This is a genomic window from Desulfoluna sp. CLI2B (assembly GCF_056847375.1).
On sequence record NZ_CP186557.1, the window covers coordinates 4,035,110 to 4,060,662 of the forward strand.

Consider the following 25,553-nt stretch of genomic DNA (forward strand, 5'->3'; position numbering starts at 1 on the left):
TTCTCCTTTGGTTCTGCAAAGGATGATTCCGCCCCTCCCCTTTTTTGGTTCCCCTTTCATGCACAGTGCATAAAGGGCGTGCCGACATGGCCTTTCCACCACCTGCCTTTATGATGTTCAGCACCCCTTTCAGGCCTTTGGCTCCTGCTGGGTGGCGCAGTGGATGCTTCCGCCCCCGCTGGCGATGCCGTCAATGGAGATCTGTTCAATGCGGTGATGGGGAAACGCCTTTGCTATTTTTTCCCTGGCCACGCGGTCGGCTTTTTTGTCCCCGAACTTCTGCATGACAATGGCACCATTGCACGCGTAGTACCCCACGTAACCGGCCGCAAAACTTTTTGTTCCGTACGTTGAATTGATATCCCACGGTGTATCAAGAATAATCATCTCAAATGGGTTGCCGTCGGCATCGGTGGAGGCTTTGAGGATGTCGATGTTTTCCCGTGTGACCCGATAGTCATAGGAGGCTTTGTCTGAATCGCGGCTCACCACCAGCACACCGGGCCTTGCAAAACGGGCATAAAAATCGGTGTGACCGTCCGTGATATCTCTGCCTTTAATGCCTTTGAGCCAGATGATTTTTCTCAGCCCGAGCAGCTTTTTTAACTCATCTTCAACTTCTTTTTTGCTTTTGCCCGGGTTCCGGTTGTCGTTGAGAATACAGCTCTCTGTCATGATGGCGGTACCTTGGCCGTCCACTTCGAAGCAGCCGCCCTCCATCACCACATTGGACCGGACAATGCTCACCCCCGCCTTTTTGGCCACAAAGTCAGCGACCTTTGCGTCACGTTCATAGTCCTGATCTTCTCCCCAGCCGTTAAAGTTGAAATTAACGGCCGATTTTTGCCCCTTCCCGTTCACCACAAAGATGGGCCCTGTATCGCGTATCCACAGATCATTCATATCGAATTCGATCAGCTCGATGGGGTAGTTGTGATCATTGGGGCCGCCAATAAGCTCTTTTGCTCTGCCCATGTCCTGCTTCCTCACAAGCATGGAGACCGGTTCATATGTGGCGATGGTCTTGGCGATGGTTGCCAGGTTGCGCTGAACCTCGGGGATCTGCTTTCTTGACCAGATGTCCCGGCTGGCGATAAAGGCCAACCAGGTCCGCGTGTGGGGTTCCCCCTCTTCGGGCATATACCAGCCCTTGAAATCCATGGCGTTGGAGGTCTTGATTTGAAATGTGGGGAGGAACAGGCTTCCTCCGGCGATCATCGTCCATTTGATAAAGTTACGTCGTGATAACATGATATTTTTCCTTTATGTGTTTCCGTGACCATGTCAGGTCGGCTTTGCTTCAGGCGGCCTTGAATGAAAGCGTTTCGGATTTATGCCCCTTTGCAATCCGTCATGATGTTTCAACGGGATAACAGACCCTGGTTACATACTCGTGCTCCGAAACGGCCGATTCCGTTGATCGAAGAAAGACCTCATAAGGGCTGCCGGATTGTTTGTAATCCGACTGCTCGATCCATGTTTCGATGGCATGCCAGGCAAACCCGATGTCGTCATACCGTCCTGTGTGAAGGGTCATGACCACGGTGTGGGAGGGGATGACAGCCAACTGGTGCTCCGGCCACGGGTTGCTGCCCGATGGTTGCGTTTTCCCGTTTGTTCTGACCGGGACGAACACCTCCACGTCCACGGCATTCCGGTCATGGTCTTCGCCATGGTACACAGCACCTGACAGGTTGTAAGGGAACAGCCCCCTGTTTTCGGCGTCCTCGTGCAGGTTTTCAACGGTTTCGTCCATCTCGTCTTCGGCCATGACGGCCCGCTTGCGAAGGACACACCGCCCCGGCTCCACCCCGGTATACATGCCGTATGCCTCAGCCTGGACCATCCTGCCCAGCACATCATCCCCCTGGCTGAGAAGCTGCTCCATCTCATCGATGATCGAGCTCCCTTCCCTGAGGAGCTGATCCGACGTCCGGATCTGCATACGCAGCATGCTTCGGAAATGCTCCGGGTCATGGTTTTCAAGGAGCCCCTTGATCTGCTCTAAGGAAAATCCGAAGCGCTTCAGCCGAATGATCTCCATGGCATATTGAAACTGAGTCTCTGCGTAATACCGGTACCCTGTCTCCTCATCCACATGCTGCGGCTGCAACAAGCCGATGCTGTCGTAATGCCTGAGCATTCGGGGGGATAATTTGGTCTGTTTTGAAAAATGGCTTATTTTGTACATACAGGTCAGCTCCCTTGAAGCATTTGCATATCATTTTAAGCCCCCATTCCATGGGCCCACCCAGGCAAACCTGATAAATCAACCCATGATAACAGGCCCCTCTGCCTTTCATAGCACCCTAAAGGTTCACATCATGTCAAGGTCAAGGACAAAAGCAATGGGGCACTCCGGCGGCTTTACCAGGGCGCCAAACGCCTGAAAAACTTATCAAACGTGTTTTATAAATAATGTAAATCTTCACGAGAGCATTCGACGAGCCGACGTCTTCAGGCTTCCAACGGCCATGCAACCGGAACGTTTTTGGAGCGCTTTTTTCAAAAAGCCACCTGCCGGAGGCAATGGTTGACTTGCGTACCGGCCAGGTTATATGAATGGTTCCGATTTTTCTTTTTTTGTTATGAAAAAAGATGCCTGACCCATGCGAGGGAACCTCGCGTTGCACCCGGAAAGAAGGAGAGACAAGATGAAGTGGACTGGAAAAGCCTGTATCGCCGTCCTGGCAACCCTGTTGACCGTTGCGACGGCTGCCGCGGCCAGCGATGCCCTCCCCGACCTCAAAGGCAGAAAGGTCGCAGCCGTCACCGGCAACGACTACACGCCCCTGAACTTTGTGGACCCGGCAACCGGTAAAGCCGTGGGATGGGAATACGACGCGGTCAATGAGATCGGACGCCGCCTCAACTGCGAGATCCAGTGGGATGTCTGCACCTGGGATACCATGATCTCCGCCATCCGCGAGGGCCAGTTCGATGTGGGCATGGACGGCATCACCATCAACGAAAAGCGCAAAAAGCAGGTGGACTTCTCCGTGCCTTACATGGTCACCCAGCAGTTCATGCTGGTGCGCGCCGATGAGGACCGCTTTGCAGACGAGAAGGCGTTTGCCGCAGACAAGAAACTCCTCATCGGCTCCCAGGCCGGGACAACCAACTTCTACGTGGGTGTTTACAGCGTTCTGGACGGCAACGAGGCCAACCCCCGCATCAAGCTGTTTGAAAACTTCGGCGCCGCGGTTCAGGCCATGGTGGCCGGAGACGTGGACATGGTCCTCATGGATGCGGCCTCCAGCCGAGGCTACATGGGCGCCATGCCCGGCAAGCTGAAGATCGTGGGCGGCCCCCTGGGCACCGAAGAGTTCGGGTTCATCTTCACCCCGGGCTCCGATCTCGTCGAGCCCTTCAACCAGGCCATTGAGTCCATGAAAAAAGACGGCTTCCTGGACAAGCTCAACACCAAGTGGTTCTACGAGTACAACAAGTAGCTCGCCTTGATGCAGCGGCCCTTCACCCCGTGGGATGAAGGGCCGCCTGGCGTATAGACCACTCTTCCCTGTTTTTCGGAGCCCCCATGAAAGCTGCACATCGGCGTTTCCCCCTGTTCTCGTCCATCCCCTCGTGGCTGCTGGCCGCCCTGTTTTTCGGCTGCATCGCCACCTGGCACATGGTGCGGAGCGAATCCTACGGCGTCATCTTCTCCGCCCTCACCCGGGGTCTTTACACCACCCTCTATGTCTCCCTCATTGCCTATGCGGCAGCCACGGCCCTGGGCCTCCTCTTCGGGCTCATGCGCATCTCCTCCAACCGGGTGATCCGTGAAGTGGCAACCTTTTACATAGAGATCGTCCGCGGCATCCCCATGCTGATCATTCTCTACTACATCGCCTTTGTGGGGGCCCCGTCCCTGGTCAAAGGCCTCAACTGGGTCGCCTCGCCCCTTATTGAGGCGGGCCTCTTTGAAAAAATCAGCGTCCGGGACATCAGCTTTGTTGTGCGAGCAATCCTCGCCCTCACCCTGGGCTACAGCGCCTTTATCGCGGAAATCTTCCGGGCGGGCATCGAGGCCATCCCCTCCGGTCAGATGGAAGCGGCCATTGCCTCGGGCATGAGCCGCCGCCAGGCCATGCAGCACGTCATCCTCCCCCAGGCCATCCGAACGGTGCTCCCTCCCCTGGCCAACGACTTTGTGGCCATGATCAAGGACTCCGCCCTTGTCTCCGCCTTAGGGGTCCAGGACATCACCCAGCTGGGGAAGGTCTACTCTGCCTCCACGTTTCAATTCTTTGAAACCTACAACGTGGTGGCCCTCCTCTACCTCGCCCTCACCCTCTCGCTGACCTTGGGCGTCCGCGTCCTTGAAAAAAGGCTCGACGCCTCACGGTAACAAAAAAAGGGTTGCGCCATTTAAAAAAACGGCACAACCCTTGTTCGTTCATGCACGGCCCCCCACCGGGGTTATTTTGAATCGAGGATTTTATTCCACGCGGCAATGTGCTCTTTTTGCTGATCAAGAAGGGCGCGTGTGTCGCCTGAAATGGAAACCTTGATAATGCGGTCCCCGCGCTTGATCTTGTTCACCACCTCCTGGTCTTTGTCGCTCACCACATGGCCGAACACGGAATGCCTTTTGTCCAGCCAGGGGGTTGCCACGTGGGTGATGAAAAACTGGCTGCCGTTGGTGTTGGGGCCCGCATTTGCCATGGAGAGGGTGCCGGGGCCGCTATGGCGGAGATCGGAATGGAATTCGTCCTGGAACCGGTAGCCGGGGTTTCCCCGTCCTGTGCCCTGGGGGCATCCGCCCTGGATCATGAAGTTGTCGATGACGCGATGGAAGATCAGGCCGTCGTAGAAGCCCCGGTTGGCAAGGTTCACGAAGTTGGCCACGGTGACGGGGGCTTTGTCTGCGTAAAGGGTCAGGTTGATCACGCCCTTGCTGGTCTCCATGGCGGCCCTGATTTCGCCGGTCGGGTTGGTTCCCGTTGCTGTTTCAGCGCCAAAGACCAGTGAGCTTGAAGCAAAAAGAACAATCAGACTGAGCAAAAGGGATGTCGTGGTTTTCATGGAATCTCCTGGATTTAAAAAGAATGAATCGGTCTTCTGCTGCGTTATCAGAGCGTTGAGATAAACCACTACATCGGCAGCTCTGATGCCTTGGGTATGGATGAACTATCCGGGCTAACCATATTTTCTTAAGGCCTGTTTATCAAACCTTTTTGTTTTCATTGCCCGCCTCCTGTTTCCAGATCTTTTTTCATTCCCCCTCTTTTGGCCGGGCAAAAGCCGGTGTATGCTGTCCATGGCACGACTAAAACAGCAACGACAGACAGCCGTTCAACCCAGGAATTATAAAAGCGAAGGACAATAGAGATGTTCAGAGAGTTAAAACGCGCAAAAAAAGGCCTGAGCCATGATGACGCACTTGAAATCCTCAGGGCCGGGGAACACGGCGTCCTCTCCACGGTAAGCGAGGACGGTACCCCCTACGGAGTTCCCCTCAACTATGTGCTCCACGACGGCCGGATCATTTTTCATTGCGCCCCGTCAGGACACAAACTGGACAATATCGCCCACTGTCCACAGGTCTCCTTCTGCGTGGTGACACAGGCCGAGGTCGTGCCGGAAAAATTTACCACCCGGTTCCAGAGCGTCGTGGCCTTCGGCACAGCCCGCATCCTTGAGGGCGACGAAAAAAAAGAGGGACTCCTGGCCCTTGTCCGCAGGCTCTGCCCCGACCACATCCCCGCCGGAGAGACCTACATCAGCAACGCCTGGGATAAAACAACGGTGGTGGCCGTGGACATCGCCCATCTCACCGGCAAAGCCGCCCCGGCCCCCGGTGGTCGGGAATAAGCAGGCCTTGGCGCTGCACAGTTGCTAAGCGCGTGCAAATTCCGTATACTTTGAGTCGATTACATTCACAGCCGCCGCCTGCTCCCACCCTTCTACCGCACGGGAGAAGGGCGGCGCCCCCACCTTTTCCGCCCATCCCATCCTGAGACGCATCCAAGCAGGGCAGATATCCCGGCAGGAATCGCCCTGCCCAGCCTCTTCCATGCCATGTCAGCCTGCCCCAGGCATGCACAGGTTCTGTTGTTCCCCAAGTTATTGTTGCGGATTCCCTAACCTTCAACAAAGGAAAGCGCCATGATGTCACTCAAAAAACGTTGTGTATGGGTCCTCCTGGTCCTGGTTGGTTTTCTGCTGTCAAGCACCTGCTCGACCCTCGCAGCCGAAAGCAAGCTGCTTCCCCTGGAAACCTTCGACCTCACCGCCGAGCAGATGGATCTCATAGGGGATACCATTGAAGAGTACATTGGCAAAGAAAACGAGATCATGACGGAAATCGAGTCCAAATTCTCCGAGCTCACCACCATACTTCGCCAGGAGGATCAGGTCACAACGAGCCGTGAGGAGAGAAAAACAGCCAGGAATGTCAACAGGCTGGTCACGGACATCAGCAAACTCTACGGAAAAATGATCCGGACCAAGGTGGAGTACATCCTCAAAATCAAAAACGTCCTGACCCAGGAACAGCGCTTCCGCCTCGTCCACAGCCTGGAATTCGAGGATGAATATGCGGAAAGGGCCCTTCCAACCTATGTTCACTTAGACGACCTCATCGACCTCTTGGGGCTCAGCGACAAACAGGTTAAAGAGATCATCAGCAACAGAACCCAGATGATGATCAATGAACTGAAAATCAAGCGAGATATCAAGTTCAAGGTCATCGACCTTGAAAACGAGCTGATCAATGAAGAGGTCAACAGCGACAAGGTGGACAAGCTCCTCCTGGCCATCACCGACCTGGGAACCAAGCTCATCGACAACAAGGTAAAATACAAGCTCAAGTCCAAGGATGTCCTCACCACGCCCCAGAAAAGAAAACTCCTGCACATGATCCTGCTGACACGCCCGTCATCTCGTTGAGGCTGACCAGGCCCCGAAAGCCATGACCTAACCCGGATATTTCATGAGAAAACGACCCACCGGCAATAATAGAAAATTATTGCCGGTGGGTTATTATGAAGAAATTAGACCTTTCAAAAATACAAAATGTAACTCACGCTTTTCTCACCCTTCGGGCGAACCGAGTGCCCCCGTCTTCTGCGTTATCAGAGCCTTTATAAAACCACGGCATCTGCAGCTCTGATGTGTAGAATATGGGCGCACTCGACGCGTGAAATATCCGGTCTAAAAAAAAGGCGTTGACGCATGAGACTGCGTCAACGCCCTTTTTTGCACTCTGCTGAAAACCAGGCAGGCAGAGATCGTACTGCCTGCCCTTCGTACTCATGGGGATTAAGACTAATTGACCACCTTCTTGCGCCTCAAGCCTGCAAACCCAAGCAACCCTGCCCCAAGCAGAAAAAACGTTGCGGGCTCGGGAACGGGCGCTGCAGCATCCACAGGAGAGAATTCTGCATAGGCGCCGCCATCTGTGAAACCGGAAGCCAAAGCGGTGACGAAGAAGGTGAAAGTGTGGGTACCAGCGGAAAGAAACAGGTCGTTGTACAGGCCATGAAAATGCCCGCTTCCGTCCACATAGGTCTCGTTCCAGGCCACCTCGGCACCGTCAACATAAAAAGCAAACTCATCGCCGGGTACAAACGCATCCCAGGCCGTAGCCAATTCCATGTTGGAGTCTTCGAGTACCGTGATCTCCCACTCATTCTGTGTTGAATCACCTCCAATGGCGTCGATTTGGCCCAAACCGTCATACCATGAAAAATTCCCGGACCACCCTTCTGTGGGGTCAATAGTTGTGGCTCCCGAAGGAACGGCCGCAGCCAACACTAAAAAGCATAACATACACAAAATCTTTTTCATTATTCTGCTATCCTTTGCTTTACTCTCAAGAGCAACCCGGCCATCTCCCCATGAGACCCGTGGGCTTTCCGTCCCCGACTCACATCGGGTTTGGCTTTTTCTTGTGTTGACCGCCAGATGAGCAAAAAACATACCACCAACATATAGTTAGATAGACGAAACGCTTACGCTACATATGGGGTACCATGGGCAAATTTATGGAATTCAGGTTACAGCATGGCAAAAACCATGTAATGAATTACACCATGTATGAGGTTTCTGTGACCACCCAATAGACATGTGACGATCACGATCGGTCGTTTTTGGAAGGTTAAAAAGGCGGGAGGTCGTGAGTACCGTCCCATATCAGCGCAGAACCTTTTCATACTGGAGACTCGGTAAAAAGACTACTTATGCGACAATGACGCCTTTACCCGTGTATATGGCCGACGAGAAATCAAGCAATATGCAGAGTGCCTTATCAGTGGGTTGAGGTTGCCCCCTGCGACTCGTGCCTCGCCCGGTTGTACTGGTCATATGTAGGGATCTCTTGCCCGGGCGAAGGGGCATGACATCGATCTGTTTCCTGTATTTGCCTGGAGCTTTCGTACATACCGCGCATCACATTGTCACCGGTATTCTCGCTTGTCGCACAGGCACACACAAACCCCATAAGGCTCACCACAACAAAACATCGCAATGCAAGTTTCAAGGTCCTCTCCTCACAGTCCAAATTGTCAGAAAATAACGACAACACCAAATATCAATGACTAAGGGGAACACGCCGTTGAGACGTGCGTCGGATTTTTGAAATCCTGGTTCGTCGAGGGTCAGGTCGTGTCCCCTGCGTCCTCCTCCGTGGTCTGGATGTACGTTCCGTTGACCAAGTCGCTTGTGTGACTCTTCAGTTCCATGCCCTTATACAGGGTCAAGGCAATGATGGCGGCACCGAACAGGGCGAAGAAAGTCCCTGGGGCTGCTTTCTTTACAACCAGTTTGGTATCCCCAAATTCCGTTTCAAGCTCGCCCGCGTTTCCCCAAATATTGGCCATAAACAGGCGAAACCCCAGAAGGGCGAAGAGGCTTCCCACCGAAAGAGAAGCCAGTTTGTAGAGAGTAACAGAAAGAATAATAAGTGAATTTGAACTCATACCTGCTCCATGGATTTCACATAGACCCGCGACCTGTGAATGCAAAAGACGGCACCACCTTTTCTCGAACGATCAAAAGCAACATCGAAAAATCGACTCGAAAGCTGGCAATTACAATTTACGCTTTTGAACCACCTGATTTTCATCAGTAATCTGATGTAATAAAGGTCTTCTTGATTTGCCCCGGTCGTTTTTTCTCGAAATATCCAGTTCAAACGGATGTGTCAGCTATACGAGAGATACCACCCGATGATCAAGGAAGAAATAGCAATATTTACTGATCAGCAACACACAAGTCATCCCCACGATTGAAGAGCAGGTGCAGGACCGGGGATGACCCCGGACGTTTCTCACACCTGCTTTCAAGGACCTCTCCTTGCCGTCCCCTTGCCTTGAAACCGAAGAGCCCCAGGCATCTGCAACAACTGCTTTCCCGTTACCGTTTTTCCGAAAGCACACCCTAACCCACCGCATTTTTGGCCCTCCTTTCGCCTGCCTTGCACAACAGGATTCGTCCCTGCCCGGGAACAGTTGAAAATTCATTGCTTCCGGCAAGCAGGCAAGATATGAACTATTCGCCCTGCATAGAGAGTTCTCCATTCCTACAGGCATTGATAACTGATTTTATCGCGTGGGCGTATCAAGAGAATAAAAGCGGAAAGCACCAGCCACCGCTGATTTCGCACTTTAATTTTAAAAGATTTATGTATGAGTATTTCTTAAGAAATAACTCAATTGGTGTTTTGAGATCCCATAGAAAAACACTGATCATAGCTCTCAACATCACCACAGAATGGGTAGCCGGGTTCGCAGACGAGTGGTCTGTACCCCGGGCCTTTCTTTGACTGTCAGAAGGGGAAAAAGTGAAGCGTCAGTTCCTGAGTTTTTTTGTGTCGTGTCTTTTGGTCATGGCGGCTGCGGACTCCGCATCCGCCGCCGGTTTTGCACTGTATGAATGGAGCGCACGGGGCAACGCCCTGGGCGGTACCCTGGTTGGACGTGCCGACGATCCGTCTGCGGTGGCCTTCAACCCTGCGGGCCTGACCCAGCTTGAGGGCACCCAGGTCTCCATGGGAGCCACCTTCGCCCACCCCATCTGCGAGGTGGAAACAGAAGATTCGGGTGTCGTCACCACCTCCAAAAGCGACAACAGCGTCTTCGCCATCCCCCAGTTTTACCTGACCCACCGCATCAACGACAGATGGGCCGCAGGCATTGGCGAATTCTCCCGGTTCGGCTTGGGTTTCGAATATCACGACGACTGGCCCGGAGCCTTTAACGTCTTTGAGGCCACCATCAAGAGCGCCTCCCTGAACCCGAACATCGCATACAAAGTGACGGACCGACTCTCCGTGGCCGTGGGTGTGGAGTATGTCTACGTTGATCTGGACATCAAAAAAAGGGTTGATATGCGCGATGGTAATAGCCCTGCAGACTCTCCCATCTCCGCCCTCACCGCCGACGGAGACGGCACCGCCCTCACCGCCGGGATCCACTACAAACTGGACAACTGGCGCTTCGGGTTCGGCTACCACAGCCAGGCCAAGATCGATGCCAGCGGGGATACAACCATTTCCGGCATGACTGGCCTTGCGGCCGCACGAAACGGTGCGCATAACACAACCGGTTCCGTGACCCTTCCGGACATGCTCAACTTCGGCATCGCCTGGTACCCCGCCAAAAACCTGAGCGTGGAGGTGGGCGCCATTCAAACCCGCTGGTCCACCTACACCGACCTGGACCTGGACATCGATGCTCTGGGTCACGTCCCCCAGCCCAAAAACTACGACGACGTCTGGCGCTACAATATCGGTGTGGAGTACGGCATCACCGACAACTGGGACCTTCGGGCCAGCTACTGCTTTGACGAAGCCCCTGAAGACGCCCAGTACGTCGATTACATGATCCCTGCCGATGACCGCCACCTCATCGGGGTGGGCACGGGCTGCATCTTCGGCAACTGGACCCTGGACCTGGCCTATACCTACATCAAAGCAGAAAAGGTCACGTACAAGGAAGCAAACAACGTCGACGGCATCCTTGACGGCTCCTCCAAAAACGGGGTGACCCACCTGGGTGCCGTCACCTTGGGGTATAAATTTTAATATAACGCAATAAGACAATAAAACGGCTCAAGGTATCCTTGAGCCGTTTTGTTGTTCTCCATCGAGTACATAAAAAAGCAGTTCTTCTACTTCTTTTCCCCTTGCAAAACCTTGCCCGCCCCCTCGTTTTGACTCATCCGAATGGCCATGTTATACATACATTTTTATCAAAATACCGGGTTCAAGGACATATCAATGACCAAGACAAAATCAGTCAGCTGTTTATTATTCATTTCAATAATATTCCTATTATCGGGCTGCATGAAAGTAAACCTTGCATCCCTTCCCCCCATTCCGCCCGAGTCCAGCCTGCCCACAAGGAGTGATTTTTCCCTTTACGTTGATTCTGTTAAAGTCAACAGTGCCGATCCTGTAGACCAGGACAAAATCGAGACCAATTTTAAACACTACCTGAACCAAGCCCGCTATTTTTCCGATGTCCTTGACTACACTGAGGTGGACCCATCCCGTGGGGAAAAGTCACTCATCATCAGGACGGTCATCACCCCCAAAGAGTCCCACCACTTCAACTGGTGGTTATCCTGGCCCGCAATCTACCCGATGCCATTATACTGGCCTTTTCAACCGAAAAAGGGGGAGGCCTATGTCTCCATATCCAGCCATGTGTATGATCACACAGGTAAACACGTAGCTCAGTTTGACGCAGATGACAGTCAACCGTTTTCAGTTACTTTTTATGGCTTTTTCCGCAACGGAAAGGCCGTTTCAGCTCTGAGGAGTTGCTATAAATCCGCCTTCGAAAAGATCACGAACCAGCTCACAACGGACAAGCGGATCATTGCCTTGACCCAAGCTCCCCAACAGTCCCTTGCCCCCCTTAAGCCTGAGGACAATGAACCGACCGTCGTCCCGGCCATCAACTTCGGGACCTACCACGCACTTGTCATTGGCATCGACAACTACCCGAACCTCACCCATCTGAAAACCGCAATCAATGACGCCCGGGTTGTCTCCGACATTCTCCGTCAAAAATATGGGTTTGATGTCACATTCCTTAAAAATCCGGGTCGGTCCGACATTATCACCGCCCTCGGGAACCTGAGAAATAAACTCACCAGGCAGGACAACCTCCTCATTTATTATGCCGGACACGGCTGGCTGGACAACAAAGCAGACGAGGGGTACTGGCTCCCCGCGGACGCAACCCTTAACGACGAGTCCAACTGGATCTCAAACTCAACCATCACCGCCTCCATACGTGCCAATGAAGCGAAGCATGTGCTTGTCGTCGCCGACAGCTGTTACTCGGGAAAACTTACCCGCGCAATCCATATCAACCGCAAAATACCGGACTATCTAAACCGGCTGTGCAAACAGAAAGCCCGTATTGCCATGGCATCGGGAGGCCTTGAGCCCGTAGAAGACAACGGCAGCAACGGCCACTCTGTCTTTGCGGCTGCCTTCATCAACGCGTTGAAGGCCAACAACACCGTCATCGAAGGCACGGAAGTATTCTCTCAACTCAGACGGACGGTGATTCTAAACGCGGACCAAACCCCGGAATACGGTGACATCCGAAAGGCAGGCCACGACGGCGGTGATTTCCTCTTTGTATCACAGAAATAGCCCGTATATTTCACAAGTCGAATCCGGCCAAAAGGAAGAAGCAGCCCCTTGCGGGGCTGCCAGTGTCAGGGGACAGCATCGTCACTGTCGGGGAACAATCGGGAAGGAAGGAGGTAAGGGAAGGGTATAGAATAAGGCTACGCTGCGTTGCGCTTCTCTTTACAGCATGAGCCGCCACAACATGAGCTGCCTCCGCCGCAGGAGCCATCGCCGCAACAGGAGTGAGACTCCTCTTCCGGGATGATTGAGCTGGGATCGGGGGATTCCGAAAGGACCGGCTCCTCGGCGTGGATGATACCGGTGCCGCTGCACAAGGGGCACAGCCCACCGGAGTGAAGGATACGGGTTACGCCGCCGCCCAGGGGCACCAGCTTAAAGGGAACCCGGGATTCGGCAAGGAAGCCCACCAGCCACTTGACGAAGAGGTCGTTTTTCAAATCCACGGAGTCGAATTTTCCCTGGGCCAATTTTGTCATCATCTTAATCTGAAACGAACGCATGACCTTGGATTCTCTCTTCGTCATCGTACAGCTCCTCCGGCATATCGCCTTATCCATAAGTGGTAAAAATCACCCGGGGCCCCAAGGCCCCGGGCCGTGAACGTTATGCTGCGGCCACCTGCTCGGCCCAGGCGTCGATTTCTGCCTCGTAATCGTCGGGCTCCCCGTCGATTTTGAGGCCCTCGGCAACCAGCTTTCCACCGATCTGCCGGACTTTCTCTTCAATGGCGTCCACCGCACCGCAAAAATAGGTGTAGGCGCTGTCTCCACAACCGAAGACCCCCACCTTCTTGCCGCTCAAGGCCGCCTTGTCCATGGCTTCGTAATAATCGATGAAGTCGTCCTGAAGCTCAATCTCATCCTCGCCCCAGGTGGAACATCCGTAGAGGACCAGATCATAGTCGGCCTCGTTGCCCAAGGTGACGTCGCTCACATTTTCAACGGTTACCTCAAGCCCTTTGGCGCTGAGGATTCCGCCGATGCGTTCTGCCGTGTTTTCAGTGTTTCCTGTGGTGGACCCAAAAATAATCAGTGCGCGTGCCATATGCCCTCCGCATGGTTGTTTAATAGCTGTCATCGATACAGGGCATGTCCTTTCCCCCCGTGGGGCGAGAACATCACTCTCGAACCTGGGCTATACATAATCCCAAATATTTTTTGGGTCAACTAAAATTTTAGGCGCGCCTAATTTTTTTATCGTTCCGAAACACACCTCAATCCCCACCGGACCTTACCGGGCCCTCTTTCCACCGCCCCCCTGCCCTTCCCTTTCCCCCTTGTGTACCGCGCCCTGGGATCAAGCATACGGTAGCGATGAGCCCTTTCTGACCACACGGCCTCCGCACCCATTGCGGGAACAACCATCCATAATACTTCATTTATTTCGAGGTGTTATTGACAGATTTCTCAAGATCAACTATCCGTATCTTAAAACCGTCGTCATCGGGATGAACAGTGGTTAAACCTTTTATCTCCTGCGGAGAAAGACATGATCACCCTCACCTGCTCAGACAAGCCCTGGCTGGCTCACTATGACAAAGGCGTCCCCCCCGTCATCGATTATCGCCGCCTCACACTGCCTCAGATGTTCCAGACCACGGTGGGACGATACCCCCAGCACACGGCCCTCATCTATCAGGGACACCATATCTCCTACGCCGAACTCCAGGTCCTGGTACGGACCTTCTCCATCACCCTCACCACCCTGGGCATCCGAAAAGGCGACGTGGTGGGGATCTGGCTTCCCAACACCGTGGCCACGGTGGTCTCCTACTATGCGGCCCTTACCATCGGTGCCATCGTGGTGATGGCCAACCCCCTGGCCAGCGACCGAGAGCTCAACCACCAGATGAATGATGCAGCTGCCAAGCTTCTCATCACCCTGGACGTTCTTGCCCAACGAGCCATTGCCCTTCGCGACAAGACCCAGGTCGACGTCGTGATTTACGCATCCCTGGGCGACTTTCTTCCCACACACCTCAAATGGGTGTTTTCTTTCAAGTCCGGAAAACAGGGGCTTTCCGCTAAAGTGCCCTCAACAGAACGCGTCTACAGCTGGAAAGAGGCCATGGCCTTGCGGGGAACCCCCATCCCGGAGCCAGCCATCCACCCCGACGAGGTGGCGGTCTACCAATACACCGGGGGCACCACCGGACGCCCCAAGGCGGCCATGCTGACCCACACCAACCTCACCTGCATGACCCAGATGTATGAGGCATGGTTCCAGCTTGACAAGGCCGATGAACGGGTGTTGGCCGCGCCCCCCTTCTTCCATGTGCTGGGCATGTCCACGGCCATGAACCTCCCCGTCCACATGGGGTGGTCCGTGGTGCTGGAGCCCAGGCCCAAACCGGGCAAACTCCTTGATGCCATCCGCAAATTCAAGCCCACCCTGGCCCCCATGGTTCCCACCATGCTCTCAGGCCTCCTGGAAGAAAAGGCCCTTGCCGGAACGGACATGACCTCCTTCAAGCTCATCACCTCCGGCGCATCCTCCCTTTCCGAAGAGATTTTCCACCGATTCAAGGAGCGCACCGGCATCACCATCAATGAAGGCTACGGCATGACCGAAACCTCCCCCCAGACCCACCTCAACCCCCTGCAAGGCAAAAACAAACCCGGAAGCATCGGCATCCCTTTCCCCGGAACCGAGGTGCGCATCATGGATCTGGAGACCGGTACCCGGGAACTCGCAATCGGCGAGGCAGGAGAAATGTGGTTCAAGGGCCCCCAGGTCACCTGTGGCTACCTGGGCCAGTACGGGGAAAACGAAACGGCATTCCAAAACGGCTGGCTCATGTCCGGGGATATCGCCTGGATGGATGAAGACGGGTATTTTTACATCGTGGACCGTAAAAATGACGTGATTATCTCAAGCGGCTACAGCATCTACCCGCGAGAGGTGGAGGAGGTGCTCCAGGCCCATGGAGACGTCCTCAAGGCCGCCGTCATCGGTGTTGCCGACACCCGGCGCGGAGAAAACGTCAAGGCCTTTGTCACCCCAAAGCCGGGCAGGACCCCGTCGGTGGAGTCTCTCATGGCCCACTGCCGCAACGAGCTGGCCAAGTACAAATGGCCCGATGAGATCCACATCATCGACGCCATGCCCGAAACCTCCGTGGGCAAGGTCCTCAAAACCGACCTGAAGCGCATGTCGGCCTGAACCGGCAATAAAAGCCTCCGGCGGCCCTGCCGGGGGCTAAACTTTTAAAAAGTTTAACAAACAGGTTTAACAAAAACGGTTTGAATGAGTGCAATTTTAACGGACACGGCTTGTCCCGAGTGGACGAAGGGCAACATGCTTTGAGCGTATTCGCTGAACCGGCTAAGGGCCTAAAAAGCTTTCCCCTCAAGTCGCCCTATCTTGAAAGCCAAGCTTGCGCCCAGGGCCAGGGCATCGGGGAGGGGAAGATCAAGGGAAGGGTCGGTAAAAAGAGTGCGGGGGTCTCCCACGGCACAACCGCCGCCTGGCCCGAGAAAAAGCATGGAATCAAAGGACGCGGCAAGGTTCATGTCGTGGGTCACGGCCACCACCGAGCTGCCCCGGGCCCTTAAGGCATCCGTCACCCGCATCATCACCCGCCGCCCTGCCGCATCCTGGCCGGAAAGGGGCTCGTCCAGGAGCACCAGGAACTGTCGTAGTCCAAACCGACGCCAGGCAAACCCTCTTGCGACGGGCCCGAGAAAGATCATGGGGGTTTCGATCAAGGTCTTCCCGGATGCCGCACAGCGCAGCCGCACGGTCCATGCGTTCATCGATAACATGGGACGGCACGCCCGCCTGCAACGGTGCAAACCGCAGCTCCTCCCGTACACAGGTCGCAAATATCTGATCATCCGGATTCTGGAAAAGAATGGCCACATGGCGCGCCCGACGGGAAGGACGCAGGGTATCGATGGGAGAGCCTCCAATGAAAACGCCCCCCCGGCGGGGAGAGAGCAAGCCCGCAATAAGGCGCAACAGGGTGCTCTTGCCCGAACCGTTGGGCCCCACCACCGCAAGGGACGCCCCGGCCGCCAGGTCAAAGGAGACCCCGTCCACCACCGAAGGTCCGTCACCGTATCCATAGGTAAGGTTCTCAGAACGGATCACAGTCGCCACCCCCCTTCTGCGGCATCAATGTCCAGGGGCAAGGGGCCTGCGAAGAGTCCACGCGTCCGTGCAACCCGTGCAACACGGGTCACAAGGGGCAGGGTCAGCCCCCACCCTTCGGGGTCTCCGTCTTCGGGCAACGCCGCCAGAGGCCCGTCATACACCAGCCCTCCCGCCTCAAGGACCAGGGCCCGGTCCGTAAGGCCAGCCACGTCTCCCAGATCGCTGCCCGAAACCACCAGGGTTGCCCCTTGGGCCTTAAGGTCACGAAGCAGCTTTTTCACCTCATCACGGGACGCGGGATCCAGCTGGCCAAAGGGCTCGTCAAGCAACAGGAGGTCGGGAGCACCGGCCAGGAGCACGGCAAGGGCCACGCGCCTGGCTTCCCCGCCAGAGAGGGTAAAGGGGTTGCGATCCGCAAGGTGGGCTGCCCTCACACGCGTCAGAAGCCGGTGGACAGCTTCCCCGCGCCTTCCCATGCCACTGTTCCCAAAGGCCAGGGCCACCTCCTCAAACACGGTGAAGGCCACCCCCGAAAACTGCGCGGTGGGGTCTTCCAGAGAGAGCCCCGTGCTTTTGGGACGCCGACCCACACAGCAGCCCCCATGCACGAGGCACTCTCCGGTAAGGCGCCCGGGATAGAACCGGACCATGAGCCCTGCAAGAAGGGATAACAGGGTCGTGCGCCCCGATCCGTCGGCCCCCAGCACCGCAAGGCACTCCCCTTCTTTCAGGGAAAAACTCACGTCCCCTAGGCTGGGGCTCAAGGCCCCCGCATATGTAAAGGAACACGATTTTAACCGAACAACATCCATACCCGATACCCCATCGCACCACCCACCATGGCGATTGAACCCAGGCGAAGGCCCCATTCCCCCGACTGTTCACGAACATCCTCCACCGGATACCGCCTCAGCCCGCCACGAAGCTCCAGGGCCATGGCCCGCTTCTCCACATCGGCAAGGGCCCCCAGAATCAGCGGCCCCACCAGGGGCACCAGCCGCCGTGCCCGTGCCAGAACGTATCCATCAACATCAAGGCCCCGGGCCCTCTGGGCATCCAACACACAGGACGCGCGATGCCTGAGCAGGGGCACCAGGTTCAAGGTGGTAGCAAGCACATACACAAGAAACGGGGAGGCGCCGCGTCCGCGCAGGTCGGTCAGGAGCTCAGCCCCTGTGGTGGAGACCGAAAAAAGACACAAAGAGGAGAGCATCACCCCCACCCGGGAAAAAACGGATAAAGCCAGAAGAACATTTTCCCGGCCCACCTCAAAGGGGCCGCAGGCCCAGAGAACATCCCCGGAACGGGGCATGGCAACAAGGTACGTCAGGGCAAGGAGAGCGGCAAAAGGCACCAAAAGGGCCAGGGTCCGAACCGCCCATTTTGCCGCGACACCGCTTGTGGCCCCCAGGGGCAGGACCACGGCCAGGGGCAACAGGCTCAAGGGCGGCTCAAAAAGCAGAAAGGTCACCGGCACCATGCCCGCCAGCAGGCAAAGGCGGGTCCAGGGAGACCATGAGAGAAGAAGAGACGGCATAGGCAACAAAGCTACGCCGAAAACCGGGGCAAACGGGCCAGCATCCGATCCGGCAGGGACCGAATCAGGGCAAAGGCCACCAGGGCCGTGGGAACCTTGTCCAGGGGCTCCACCATCAGGTTCTTGTAAAACGCGGCCGAGGTCACCTTGATGCCGGATTTCACCAGCACAGCGGTGATAAGGGACGCGCCGCTGCCCTCCACCCCGCCGTAGACAAAGACCACAATGGGCGTTGCCACAAAGGGGGTTGTCACGGCAACCACCACGCCGGACAGGGCAGCTTTCCACCAGGTATCGGCCAGGCCCCACCGGGCGCAAAAACCGGCGGCAAAACCGATCCAGGCCGCCACGGGAAAAAAGGGCAGCGCCGACGGAGAGAAAAGGCCCCAGGCCAGGTTGGAAAGCCCCCCGGTCAGCGCCCCGGCAAAGGGTCCACAGGCAAACCCCACCAGGAGGGTGCCGATGCAGTCCAGGTAGACCGGAAGTTTCAGCAGGGCCACGAGCTGGCCCACCGCGATATTGACAGCCATGGCCACGGGAATCAGGGCCACCGTAAAGGTCGTGAATTCGTCTTGGATCTTCATTGTTCCCCCTTCATATGCAACGCATCATCCATGCGGCCCAACGGGCCCCGCCTCAGGTTCCGCGATTCGTACCACCCGGAATCACAGGGGGTCAAAACGATAATTTCAATATTCTCCTCAAAGATCATTGATCACCCAAATATCCCATACCGGATCCTGACGCCTCCACGGCCAGGGCATTTTATCTTCGCCCCCGGGCCCCATACTGCCAAGGGCCCCTATTGAAAAAGCACTTACAATAGTGATATATTTCATTAACTATTCCAGGCATCTCGCCACCGAATCCCAATCCACAACATCTGAAAATTACCCATCCCGAACGACACACACACCTCAATGCGGTCACATCGGCAGAGAAAGCCTGCAAAAGCCTGAGGAGCCGACACTCGAATTTTCCGTTATTTCGCATCACCCGCTAAAACCCGGTCACAAGGCCACACCCCGCATGATGCGCCCCGTCGGGAATGGGGGTGCATACACCCACCATCAACCAGGGAGAGATCACATGAAAAAGGCAACAGGACTTCTGATTGGTTTTCTGATCGCCATGTACGGCATGGGCTGCATGGGACAGATGGGCCTGACCCAGAAAGCCATTGGCGTCAACCTCAAACTCGTTGACAACCGATACGGACGAGCCGGTATCTACATCCTCGGGACACCCGTCTATGCGGTCACCTCCGTCATCGACCTCTTCATCATCAACAGTATCGAGTTCTGGACAGGCACAAACCCCATCACCAAAAAAAAGCCGGCCATTGTCGATACCCCCGTGGATGCCTGGATGAAGGTCGACGATAATTTGGATCCCGCGGCAACGGAAGCCCCCCTCTCCTTTCTGGGGATGCCGGTGGAAAAAATTCACCGGGCGTGCTTGGCGCTGGTGGCGGCGAACTGCATTCCCAGCGCCTGGTCATCGCTCTGGATCTTCGGCCTCTGAAGGACTCCTGGGCGCTGGTGAATGGAACCCTGGATGTTGATGGGACAGGCGGCGCTGGAGGCATGGGAATGGGTGGCTGGGTGTGGCAGCGTGGAGTGAGGATGATGGTGGCCGATGGAGCCTCGGAGCCACTGGGATGGTTTTTGAAAAGCGACCCGCCGGAGCATAGCCCGGCAGATACGTTTTGCATTTACCGGGACTCGTAGTATACAACCCACCCATGAGCCCGACACTACCCATACATGATGTTCTGGACGACATTCGCGATGCCCTTGAAGCAGGGCCTTCGGCCGTAATACAAGCCCCGCCCGGCGCGGGAAAGACCACCGGGGTCCCCCTGGCCCTGTTGGAGGCCCCGTTCCTGGCCGGACAGAAAATCGTGATGCTGGAGCCCAGGCGCCTTGCGGCCCGAGCCTCAGCAACACGCATGGCAGAGATGCTCGGCGAACAGGTCGGAAAGACCGTGGGCTATCGCATCCGCATGGAGAAAAAAACCTCGGAGGCCACCCGCATCGAGGTGGTCACCGAAGGGATCCTCACGCGGATGATCCAGTCGGACCCGGAACTCTCGGGCATCGGCCTGGTGATCTTCGACGAATTCCACGAACGGAACCTGAACAGCGACCTGGGTCTGGCCCTCACCCTGGAGTGCCAGGGGGTGTTGCGGGACGACCTGCGCATCCTCATCATGAGCGCCACCCTGGACGCTGCTCCTGCGGCGGCCCTTCTCGGAAACGCCCCTGTTATCACCTCCGAAGGTCGGGCCTTTCCCGTTGCCACCTGTCACCTGCCCTTAAAAGAGCCAACACCCACCCGCAGGGACATCGAAGCAGCCTGCGCCCGAGCCGTGGCCAGGGGGCTTGCCGAAGAAGAGGGCGACATGCTCGTCTTCCTGCCCGGAGCAGGGGAGATCCGACGGGTGGAAGAGCGGCTCCGAAAAATAGACCTTCCGCCCCATACGGACCTTTATCCCCTGTTCGGTGCCCTCACCAAGGCCGACCAGGACAAAGCCATCAAGCCGTCCCCCGCCGGACGCCGCAAGGTGGTGCTTGCAACGGCCATTGCCGAGACCTCCCTCACCATCGACGGGGTGACCCTGGTGGTGGATGCCGGGCTCATGCGGGTCTCCCGGTTTTCACCGGGATCGGGCATGGGCCGCCTGGTGACCCTGCCCGTCTCCAAGGCATCGGCAGACCAGCGGCGGGGACGTGCCGGACGAACCGCCCCGGGCACCTGCTACCGCCTCTGGAGCGAGGCCCGCACAACCACCCTCACGCCCTTTACCGCACCGGAAATCCTTAGCGCTGACCTGGCCCCCCTGGTGCTGGAGCTTGCCCTCTGGGGAGTCACCGACCCTGCCGAACTCACCTGGCTCGACGTGCCCCCCCAGGGGTCCTGTGCCCAGGCCCGGGGCGTGCTCCAAAAACTGGGCGCCCTTGATGAGGAAGGCCACATCACGGCCCACGGCAAGGCCATGACGCGCCTCGGCGTCCACCCCAGGCTGGCCCACATGATCCTTATGGCAAAGGAGAAAAACGTGGGCCCCGAGGCCTGCCTCCTGGCCGCCCTGCTCACGGAACGGGATCCCCTCACCGGAGGTCGCAACGAAACGGACATCCGCCTTCGCATGGAAGCCATGATGCAAAAAGGGTCTCGGGCTCAAACGCTCAACCCCGGGACTGCGGCCCGCATCCGGGAAACGGCCCGCCAGCTCAGCGCGCGCCTGGGCGTCAAAGGGGATCCAAAGGATCCCGCCCTTGCCGGGCGCCTTGTTTCCCTTGCTTTTCCAGACCGCATCGCCATGGCACGGTCGGGACGGCCCGGTCACTTCCAGATGGCCTCAGGCGGCGGCGCCGTCATCCATGAGTCCGATCCCCTTGCCTTTGAGCCCTTTGTGGCCGTGGCAGACCTGGACGGCAACCGTCAGAACGCCCGCGTTTACCTGGCCGCGCCCCTGGCCATGGAAGCCCTTGAGGCAGATCACGGCCATCGCATTGCAGGCGAAGAAAAGGTATTCTGGAACGAAAAAAAAGGGAGGGTGGAGGCGGTGACGCGACGCAGCCTGGGCGCCATGATTCTCTCTGAAAAACCGCTGAAAAAACCGGGTGCGGACGCTGTCACCGACGCACTGATCCAGGGAATCCAGTCCCGGGGCCTGTCGGTTCTCCCCTGGAACAAAACAACCCGAAGCCTCCAGGCCCGGATTCTTTTTCTTCGCAACCACGCCGGGTTTGACGAGTTGCCCGATCTCTCGGAGACCGCCCTGAAAACCTCCGCCCAAACATGGCTGGCACCCTTTCTCATCGGTATCACCAGCATGGGGGCCTTAAGCAAAATGGACCTGGCCGGTGCCCTCACCGCCCTCATCCCCTTTGCCTGGCACCGGAAAATAGATCGCCTCGCCCCCACCCACATGGCCATCCCCAGCGGCACCCGCATCCCCCTGGACTACGGCACCGGTGAGCCCCCGGTCCTTGCCGCCCGCATCCAGCAGCTCTTCGGCCTCACCGAGACGCCAAAGGTGGCAGACGGCAGGGTCCCCGTGACCTGTCACCTCCTCTCTCCTGCCTCACGTCCCATGCAGGTCACCCGGGATCTTTCCAGCTTCTGGGCCAACACCTACCCCGAGGTGAAAAAAGAGCTCAAAGCCCGCTACCCCAAACACCCCTGGCCCGACGATCCCCTCACCGCCGTGGCCACCAACCGGGCCAAGCCCAAAGGGCTGCACCCCTGGTTTGCGAATGCTCCAACCCTCGCTTGTCGCGCCCTAGCCCAACGACATGGTGCACGTGGTGGAACACAGACAAGGGCGTAGGCGGATGCCTCGGGTTGTCACATTCGCTGACGGGCTTCGCCCGTGGTCAACGGCCGAAACGTACCATTCGTTCCCAGGCTCCGTCTGGGAATACTGTCTGGAGGCTCTGCCTCCACGGCTGCTAACCCACAGCCATCCCATGTTTACCTCCACCATGGAGTGCGACCAGGCAAGGCGGAGCCTTGCACCCCTCACTCCCAGGCAGAGCCTGGGAGCGAAGTAAAAACGAACCCTGGTGCATAAAATGCACCCTACGGCAATCACCTTCCACCCACTCCCTTTCCTTCCTATCAACCTTCTCTCCCTCATTTCATGATTCCAGTCATTCACCATCCCCCCCGCCCAACTCACGATGACCTGCACCCATGACCTCCCCCCATCACCTTTCCCCGCCCTCCCCTTCCCCCTTGAAACAAACCCGAAACCCCTGTATTTTAATACAAGTCCATACCACCGCAGCCGCCCCTCCTTGTGCCGTCGCCCCCCCCTCGCCTCAGCGCCTTTCTTCCGAGTTCGGGCCAGTGATCCGTCGCCGCACGGCTGCCGACACGCACCACCCACCCGTCAACCCAAGGAGGGCCATCATGAAGATGCTCATGCATGTCACGTTTCCCCACGAGCCGTTTAACACCCTGGTGAAAAAAGGGACCGCCGTCATCCTGCTGGATGAGATCCTTGAAGAGATAAAACCGTTTTCCGTCTGGTTCACCGAGGAGAACGGCATGCGGGCCGCCGTGTTGATCATCAACGCCACCAACGCCTCGGGCCTGCCTTTTTACTCGGAGCCCTTTCACCTGAACTTTGACGCAGATGTCCATTTCCGCATTGTCATGTCCCCTGAGGACCTGTCCAATGCAGGCTTGGAAGAGCTGGGAAAAAAATGGAGCTGATGCCGGAACCGGCGGATAAAAAAGAGGAAGAAAAAATCGTGCGGAAGAGAAGAGGGGATGAACGCCGACGTCATGACACCAGATCGCCGAACGTCCATCACGCTTAGCCCTTAGCCCTTAGCCTTAGCTTTTGCCTTTGAGCCCTTAGCCTTGAACCTTTAGCCTTTAGCCTTTGGCCCTTAGCCTTTCGCCTTTAAGCCCTTAGCCTTTGGCCTTTAACCTTTAGCCCCTTTTACGCCCTGATTCTCTCAGTGCGCCCATACACCTTCTTCAGGGCCGCCTCGGTGACGGGCCGAATGCTATCGGCACTGCTCACCGACACATCCAGGTCCTGGAGAAGCCCGTTGCCGATGTTGTAGATCCAGCCGTGGACGGTGAGGGGTTTGCCCTCCTGCCAGGCCTGCTCAGCGGTGGTGGTGCGGCAGACGTTCCTCACCTGCTCGATGATGTTGAGCTCGCAGAGGCGATCGCTGCGCTCTTTGGGGTCGGTGATGGCGTCCAGAAAGTCACCGTGGGTGAACTGGATGTCCCGGAGATGACGGAGCCAGTTGTTGACCAGGCCGCTGGAGGAGTTTGCAAGGGCCTCTTTGACCCCGCCGCAGTCGTAGTGACCGCACACAATAATGTCCTTGATGTTGAGGACCTCCACGGCGTACTGGATCACGGACAGGCCGTTGAAATCGGTGTGGATGACCATGTTGGCCACGTTGCGGTGCACAAAGACCTCGCCGGGCATGAGGCCCACCAGTTCGTTGGCGGGCACCCGGCTGTCCGAACAGCCAATCCTCTGCTGGTCGGCAAGTTTTTTAAAAAAATCGGGCTGCTCGCAAGTCACCTGAGCAGACCACTGTCTGTTGTTTTGAAACAGCTTTTTCAACTCTCCCATAACGTCGTCCCTGATCCTGATCTATACGTAACGTTTCAGCCTGCACGGACCGCTTCCCGAACGTTTCCCCACGTTCGCGCGTATCGGAAGAGGCCCGAGGGCCCGATTCACTCTTTTAACCCGGATATTTCATGAAAAAACAACCATTTCAAAAATGGAAATGGCATAATTGGTCGCTCAGCAAATATTCAGCTTTTGAAAATGCAAAATGTAAATCAGCATTTGCTGTTTGATTTTTTCACCCTTCGGGCGAGCCGGGTGCACTCATCTGCTGCGTTATCAGAGCCTTGAGGTAAATAACTACATCTGCAGCTCTGATGCCTTGCACATGAGCGCACCCGACTCGTGAAATATCCGGGTTAAGCATACCCATAATTGGGCCAACACACCAGCTCTACCGGATTAGATGTAGTTGGTGATAACCACACGGGTCCCCTCGCCCACCCCGCTGGTGATCTCCAGCTTGTCGGCATTTTTCCGCATGTTCGGAAGGCCCATGCCCGCACCAAAACCCATGGAGATCACCTCGGGCGATGCCGTGGAAAACCCCTCGGTCATGGCCTGGGGGATGTCCGCGATGCCGGGGCCCTGGTCCACCACCTCCACCACGATCCTCTCCAGGTTGATGTCGGCAGTGAGCGTACCGCCCCCCACGGCGTGGGCCACCACATTGACCTCGGCTTCATAGATGGCCACGGTGGTCTTCTTGATGATCTTGGTGTCCACGTTGAGCTGCTTGAGGATGTGCTTCACCTGGCTGGAGGCGGTTCCCGCCTTTGCAAAATCCCCGTCTTCAATCTCAAATTCAAACTTCATAACACCCCTTCATGTTGGGAGGCCCTGGTTAAAAAACGGGTTCGAGACCGGCATCAAACAGCATTGCGCTTGCCCTGAACACCGAGCATTCCACCTCGATGAGGATCAGGCCGGTGCGTTCTGCCAGGTCCTTCATGGCCGGGCTCACCTTCTTGCCCCGGGCGATAACCACACACTCGATCTCGGCCATCTCCGCGGTGCGGATGGTCTGGAGCGTACACAGCCCGGTGATGAGGAGAACGCCCTCCACCTCCAGGGTCAGGACGTCGCTCAAAAGGTCGGCGGCAAACCCATAGGAGACGCGGGTCTCAACCCTCTCCTTGCCGGTGACAATGTTCCCCCCCAAAAGGGTCGCAATATTGGTTATTTTCATT

General features: G+C 56.6%; 24 protein-coding genes and 1 riboswitch. Of the genes, 10 read left to right on the forward strand and 14 right to left on the reverse strand.

Annotated features, from left to right (window positions below; translation table 11 throughout):
- Positions 1-129 precede the first annotated feature (129 nt).
- Positions 130-1,251 (reverse strand): agmatine deiminase family protein, encoded by a 1,122-nt coding sequence (locus ACOYW2_RS18860; RefSeq protein WP_482767557.1) that lies wholly within the window; start codon positions 1,249-1,251, stop codon positions 130-132.
- A gap of 100 nt (positions 1,252-1,351) precedes the next feature.
- Positions 1,352-2,191, reverse strand: coding sequence for a MerR family transcriptional regulator (locus ACOYW2_RS18865; RefSeq protein WP_482767558.1), 840 nt, complete (start codon positions 2,189-2,191; stop codon positions 1,352-1,354).
- A gap of 463 nt (positions 2,192-2,654) precedes the next feature.
- On the opposite strand from ACOYW2_RS18865, the gene ACOYW2_RS18870 reads away from it, so the two are divergent.
- Positions 2,655-3,452 carry a substrate-binding periplasmic protein gene (locus ACOYW2_RS18870; protein ID WP_180140127.1) on the forward strand — a complete coding sequence of 266 codons (798 nt, stop codon included), beginning with the start codon at positions 2,655-2,657 and terminating at the stop codon, positions 3,450-3,452.
- Between the two features lie 86 nt (positions 3,453-3,538).
- Positions 3,539-4,351: an amino acid ABC transporter permease gene (locus ACOYW2_RS18875; RefSeq protein ID WP_482767559.1), complete on the forward strand. Its 813-nt coding sequence runs from the start codon at positions 3,539-3,541 to the stop codon at positions 4,349-4,351.
- Between the two features lie 71 nt (positions 4,352-4,422).
- Here ACOYW2_RS18875 and ACOYW2_RS18880 read toward each other — a convergent pair whose 3' ends face one another.
- Positions 4,423-5,028, reverse strand: coding sequence for a peptidylprolyl isomerase (locus tag ACOYW2_RS18880; RefSeq protein WP_482767560.1), 606 nt, complete (start codon positions 5,026-5,028; stop codon positions 4,423-4,425).
- Positions 5,029-5,334: 306 nt separating this feature from the next.
- On the opposite strand from ACOYW2_RS18880, the gene ACOYW2_RS18885 reads away from it, so the two are divergent.
- Positions 5,335-5,817 (forward strand): pyridoxamine 5'-phosphate oxidase family protein, encoded by a 483-nt coding sequence (locus ACOYW2_RS18885; protein WP_482767561.1) that lies wholly within the window; start codon positions 5,335-5,337, stop codon positions 5,815-5,817.
- Between the two features lie 294 nt (positions 5,818-6,111).
- The gene (locus ACOYW2_RS18890; protein WP_482767562.1) at positions 6,112-6,894 is read left to right on the forward strand and encodes a hypothetical protein; all 783 of its coding nucleotides are present in this window, start codon (positions 6,112-6,114) and stop codon (positions 6,892-6,894) included.
- 378 nt (positions 6,895-7,272) lie between these two features.
- On the opposite strand, the gene ACOYW2_RS18895 is transcribed toward ACOYW2_RS18890, so the two are convergent.
- Both ACOYW2_RS18895 and ACOYW2_RS18900 read right to left on the reverse strand, forming a co-directional pair.
- Positions 7,273-7,794, reverse strand: a complete 522-nt coding sequence (locus ACOYW2_RS18895) for a PEP-CTERM sorting domain-containing protein (protein ID WP_482767563.1) — start codon at positions 7,792-7,794, stop codon at positions 7,273-7,275.
- Between the two features lie 27 nt (positions 7,795-7,821).
- Positions 7,822-7,899: riboswitch (cyclic di-GMP riboswitch) on the reverse strand.
- 704 nt (positions 7,900-8,603) lie between these two features.
- Complete coding sequence (locus ACOYW2_RS18900; RefSeq protein WP_482417591.1) at positions 8,604-8,924, reverse strand: hypothetical protein; 321 nt, start codon at positions 8,922-8,924, stop codon at positions 8,604-8,606.
- Between the two features lie 863 nt (positions 8,925-9,787).
- On the opposite strand from ACOYW2_RS18900, the gene ACOYW2_RS18905 reads away from it, so the two are divergent.
- Both ACOYW2_RS18905 and ACOYW2_RS18910 read left to right on the forward strand, forming a co-directional pair.
- Positions 9,788-11,029, forward strand: coding sequence for an OmpP1/FadL family transporter (locus tag ACOYW2_RS18905; RefSeq protein ID WP_482767564.1), 1,242 nt, complete (start codon positions 9,788-9,790; stop codon positions 11,027-11,029).
- Between the two features lie 195 nt (positions 11,030-11,224).
- Positions 11,225-12,616, forward strand: a complete 1,392-nt coding sequence (locus tag ACOYW2_RS18910; RefSeq protein WP_482767565.1) for a caspase family protein — start codon at positions 11,225-11,227, stop codon at positions 12,614-12,616.
- Between the two features lie 137 nt (positions 12,617-12,753).
- Here the strand turns inward: ACOYW2_RS18910 and ACOYW2_RS18915 are convergent, their stop codons facing one another.
- Positions 12,754-13,140 carry a hypothetical protein gene (locus tag ACOYW2_RS18915; RefSeq protein WP_482417594.1) on the reverse strand — a complete coding sequence of 129 codons (387 nt, stop codon included), beginning with the start codon at positions 13,138-13,140 and terminating at the stop codon, positions 12,754-12,756.
- Between the two features lie 79 nt (positions 13,141-13,219).
- Positions 13,220-13,660, reverse strand: coding sequence for a flavodoxin (locus tag ACOYW2_RS18920; RefSeq protein ID WP_482417595.1), 441 nt, complete (start codon positions 13,658-13,660; stop codon positions 13,220-13,222).
- A 444-nt stretch (positions 13,661-14,104) separates the two neighbouring features.
- On the opposite strand from ACOYW2_RS18920, the gene ACOYW2_RS18925 reads away from it, so the two are divergent.
- A complete protein-coding gene (locus ACOYW2_RS18925) occupies positions 14,105-15,778 on the forward strand; it encodes a long-chain-fatty-acid--CoA ligase (protein ID WP_482767566.1) in 1,674 nt (557 codons plus the stop codon).
- A gap of 327 nt (positions 15,779-16,105) precedes the next feature.
- On the opposite strand, the gene ACOYW2_RS18930 is transcribed toward ACOYW2_RS18925, so the two are convergent.
- The 4 genes from ACOYW2_RS18930 to ACOYW2_RS18945 are packed head-to-tail and all read right to left on the reverse strand — an operon-like array spanning position 16,106 to position 18,832.
- Positions 16,106-16,717, reverse strand: coding sequence for an energy-coupling factor ABC transporter ATP-binding protein (locus ACOYW2_RS18930; protein ID WP_482767567.1), 612 nt, complete (start codon positions 16,715-16,717; stop codon positions 16,106-16,108).
- Complete coding sequence (locus ACOYW2_RS18935; RefSeq protein WP_482767568.1) at positions 16,705-17,475, reverse strand: ABC transporter ATP-binding protein; 771 nt, start codon at positions 17,473-17,475, stop codon at positions 16,705-16,707. Before ACOYW2_RS18935 ends, ACOYW2_RS18930 begins: the two co-directional genes overlap by 13 nt.
- A gap of 29 nt (positions 17,476-17,504) precedes the next feature.
- A complete protein-coding gene (locus tag ACOYW2_RS18940) occupies positions 17,505-18,248 on the reverse strand; it encodes an energy-coupling factor transporter transmembrane component T family protein (RefSeq protein WP_482767569.1) in 744 nt (247 codons plus the stop codon).
- Positions 18,249-18,259: 11 nt separating this feature from the next.
- Positions 18,260-18,832 (reverse strand): ECF transporter S component, encoded by a 573-nt coding sequence (locus ACOYW2_RS18945; protein WP_482419529.1) that lies wholly within the window; start codon positions 18,830-18,832, stop codon positions 18,260-18,262.
- Between the two features lie 505 nt (positions 18,833-19,337).
- Here ACOYW2_RS18945 and ACOYW2_RS18950 point away from each other — a divergent pair.
- The 3 genes from ACOYW2_RS18950 (at position 19,338) to ACOYW2_RS18960 (ending at position 23,477) form a co-directional block, all read left to right on the forward strand.
- A complete protein-coding gene (locus ACOYW2_RS18950; protein WP_482767570.1) occupies positions 19,338-19,772 on the forward strand; it encodes a DUF3332 family protein in 435 nt (144 codons plus the stop codon).
- A 220-nt stretch (positions 19,773-19,992) separates the two neighbouring features.
- Positions 19,993-22,587 carry an ATP-dependent helicase HrpB gene (gene hrpB, locus ACOYW2_RS18955; protein WP_482767571.1) on the forward strand — a complete coding sequence of 865 codons (2,595 nt, stop codon included), beginning with the start codon at positions 19,993-19,995 and terminating at the stop codon, positions 22,585-22,587.
- A 584-nt stretch (positions 22,588-23,171) separates the two neighbouring features.
- Positions 23,172-23,477 carry a hypothetical protein gene (locus tag ACOYW2_RS18960; protein WP_482417603.1) on the forward strand — a complete coding sequence of 102 codons (306 nt, stop codon included), beginning with the start codon at positions 23,172-23,174 and terminating at the stop codon, positions 23,475-23,477.
- Positions 23,478-23,709: 232 nt separating this feature from the next.
- Here ACOYW2_RS18960 and ACOYW2_RS18965 read toward each other — a convergent pair whose 3' ends face one another.
- The 3 genes from ACOYW2_RS18965 to ACOYW2_RS18975 form a co-directional block, all read right to left on the reverse strand.
- Positions 23,710-24,363, reverse strand: a complete 654-nt coding sequence (locus ACOYW2_RS18965; protein WP_482767572.1) for a carbonic anhydrase — start codon at positions 24,361-24,363, stop codon at positions 23,710-23,712.
- Positions 24,364-24,765: 402 nt separating this feature from the next.
- Positions 24,766-25,179 (reverse strand): ATP-binding protein, encoded by a 414-nt coding sequence (locus ACOYW2_RS18970; protein WP_180140085.1) that lies wholly within the window; start codon positions 25,177-25,179, stop codon positions 24,766-24,768.
- A gap of 28 nt (positions 25,180-25,207) precedes the next feature.
- Complete coding sequence (locus tag ACOYW2_RS18975; RefSeq protein ID WP_180140083.1) at positions 25,208-25,552, reverse strand: DRTGG domain-containing protein; 345 nt, start codon at positions 25,550-25,552, stop codon at positions 25,208-25,210.
- Position 25,553: the final 1 nt, after the last annotated feature.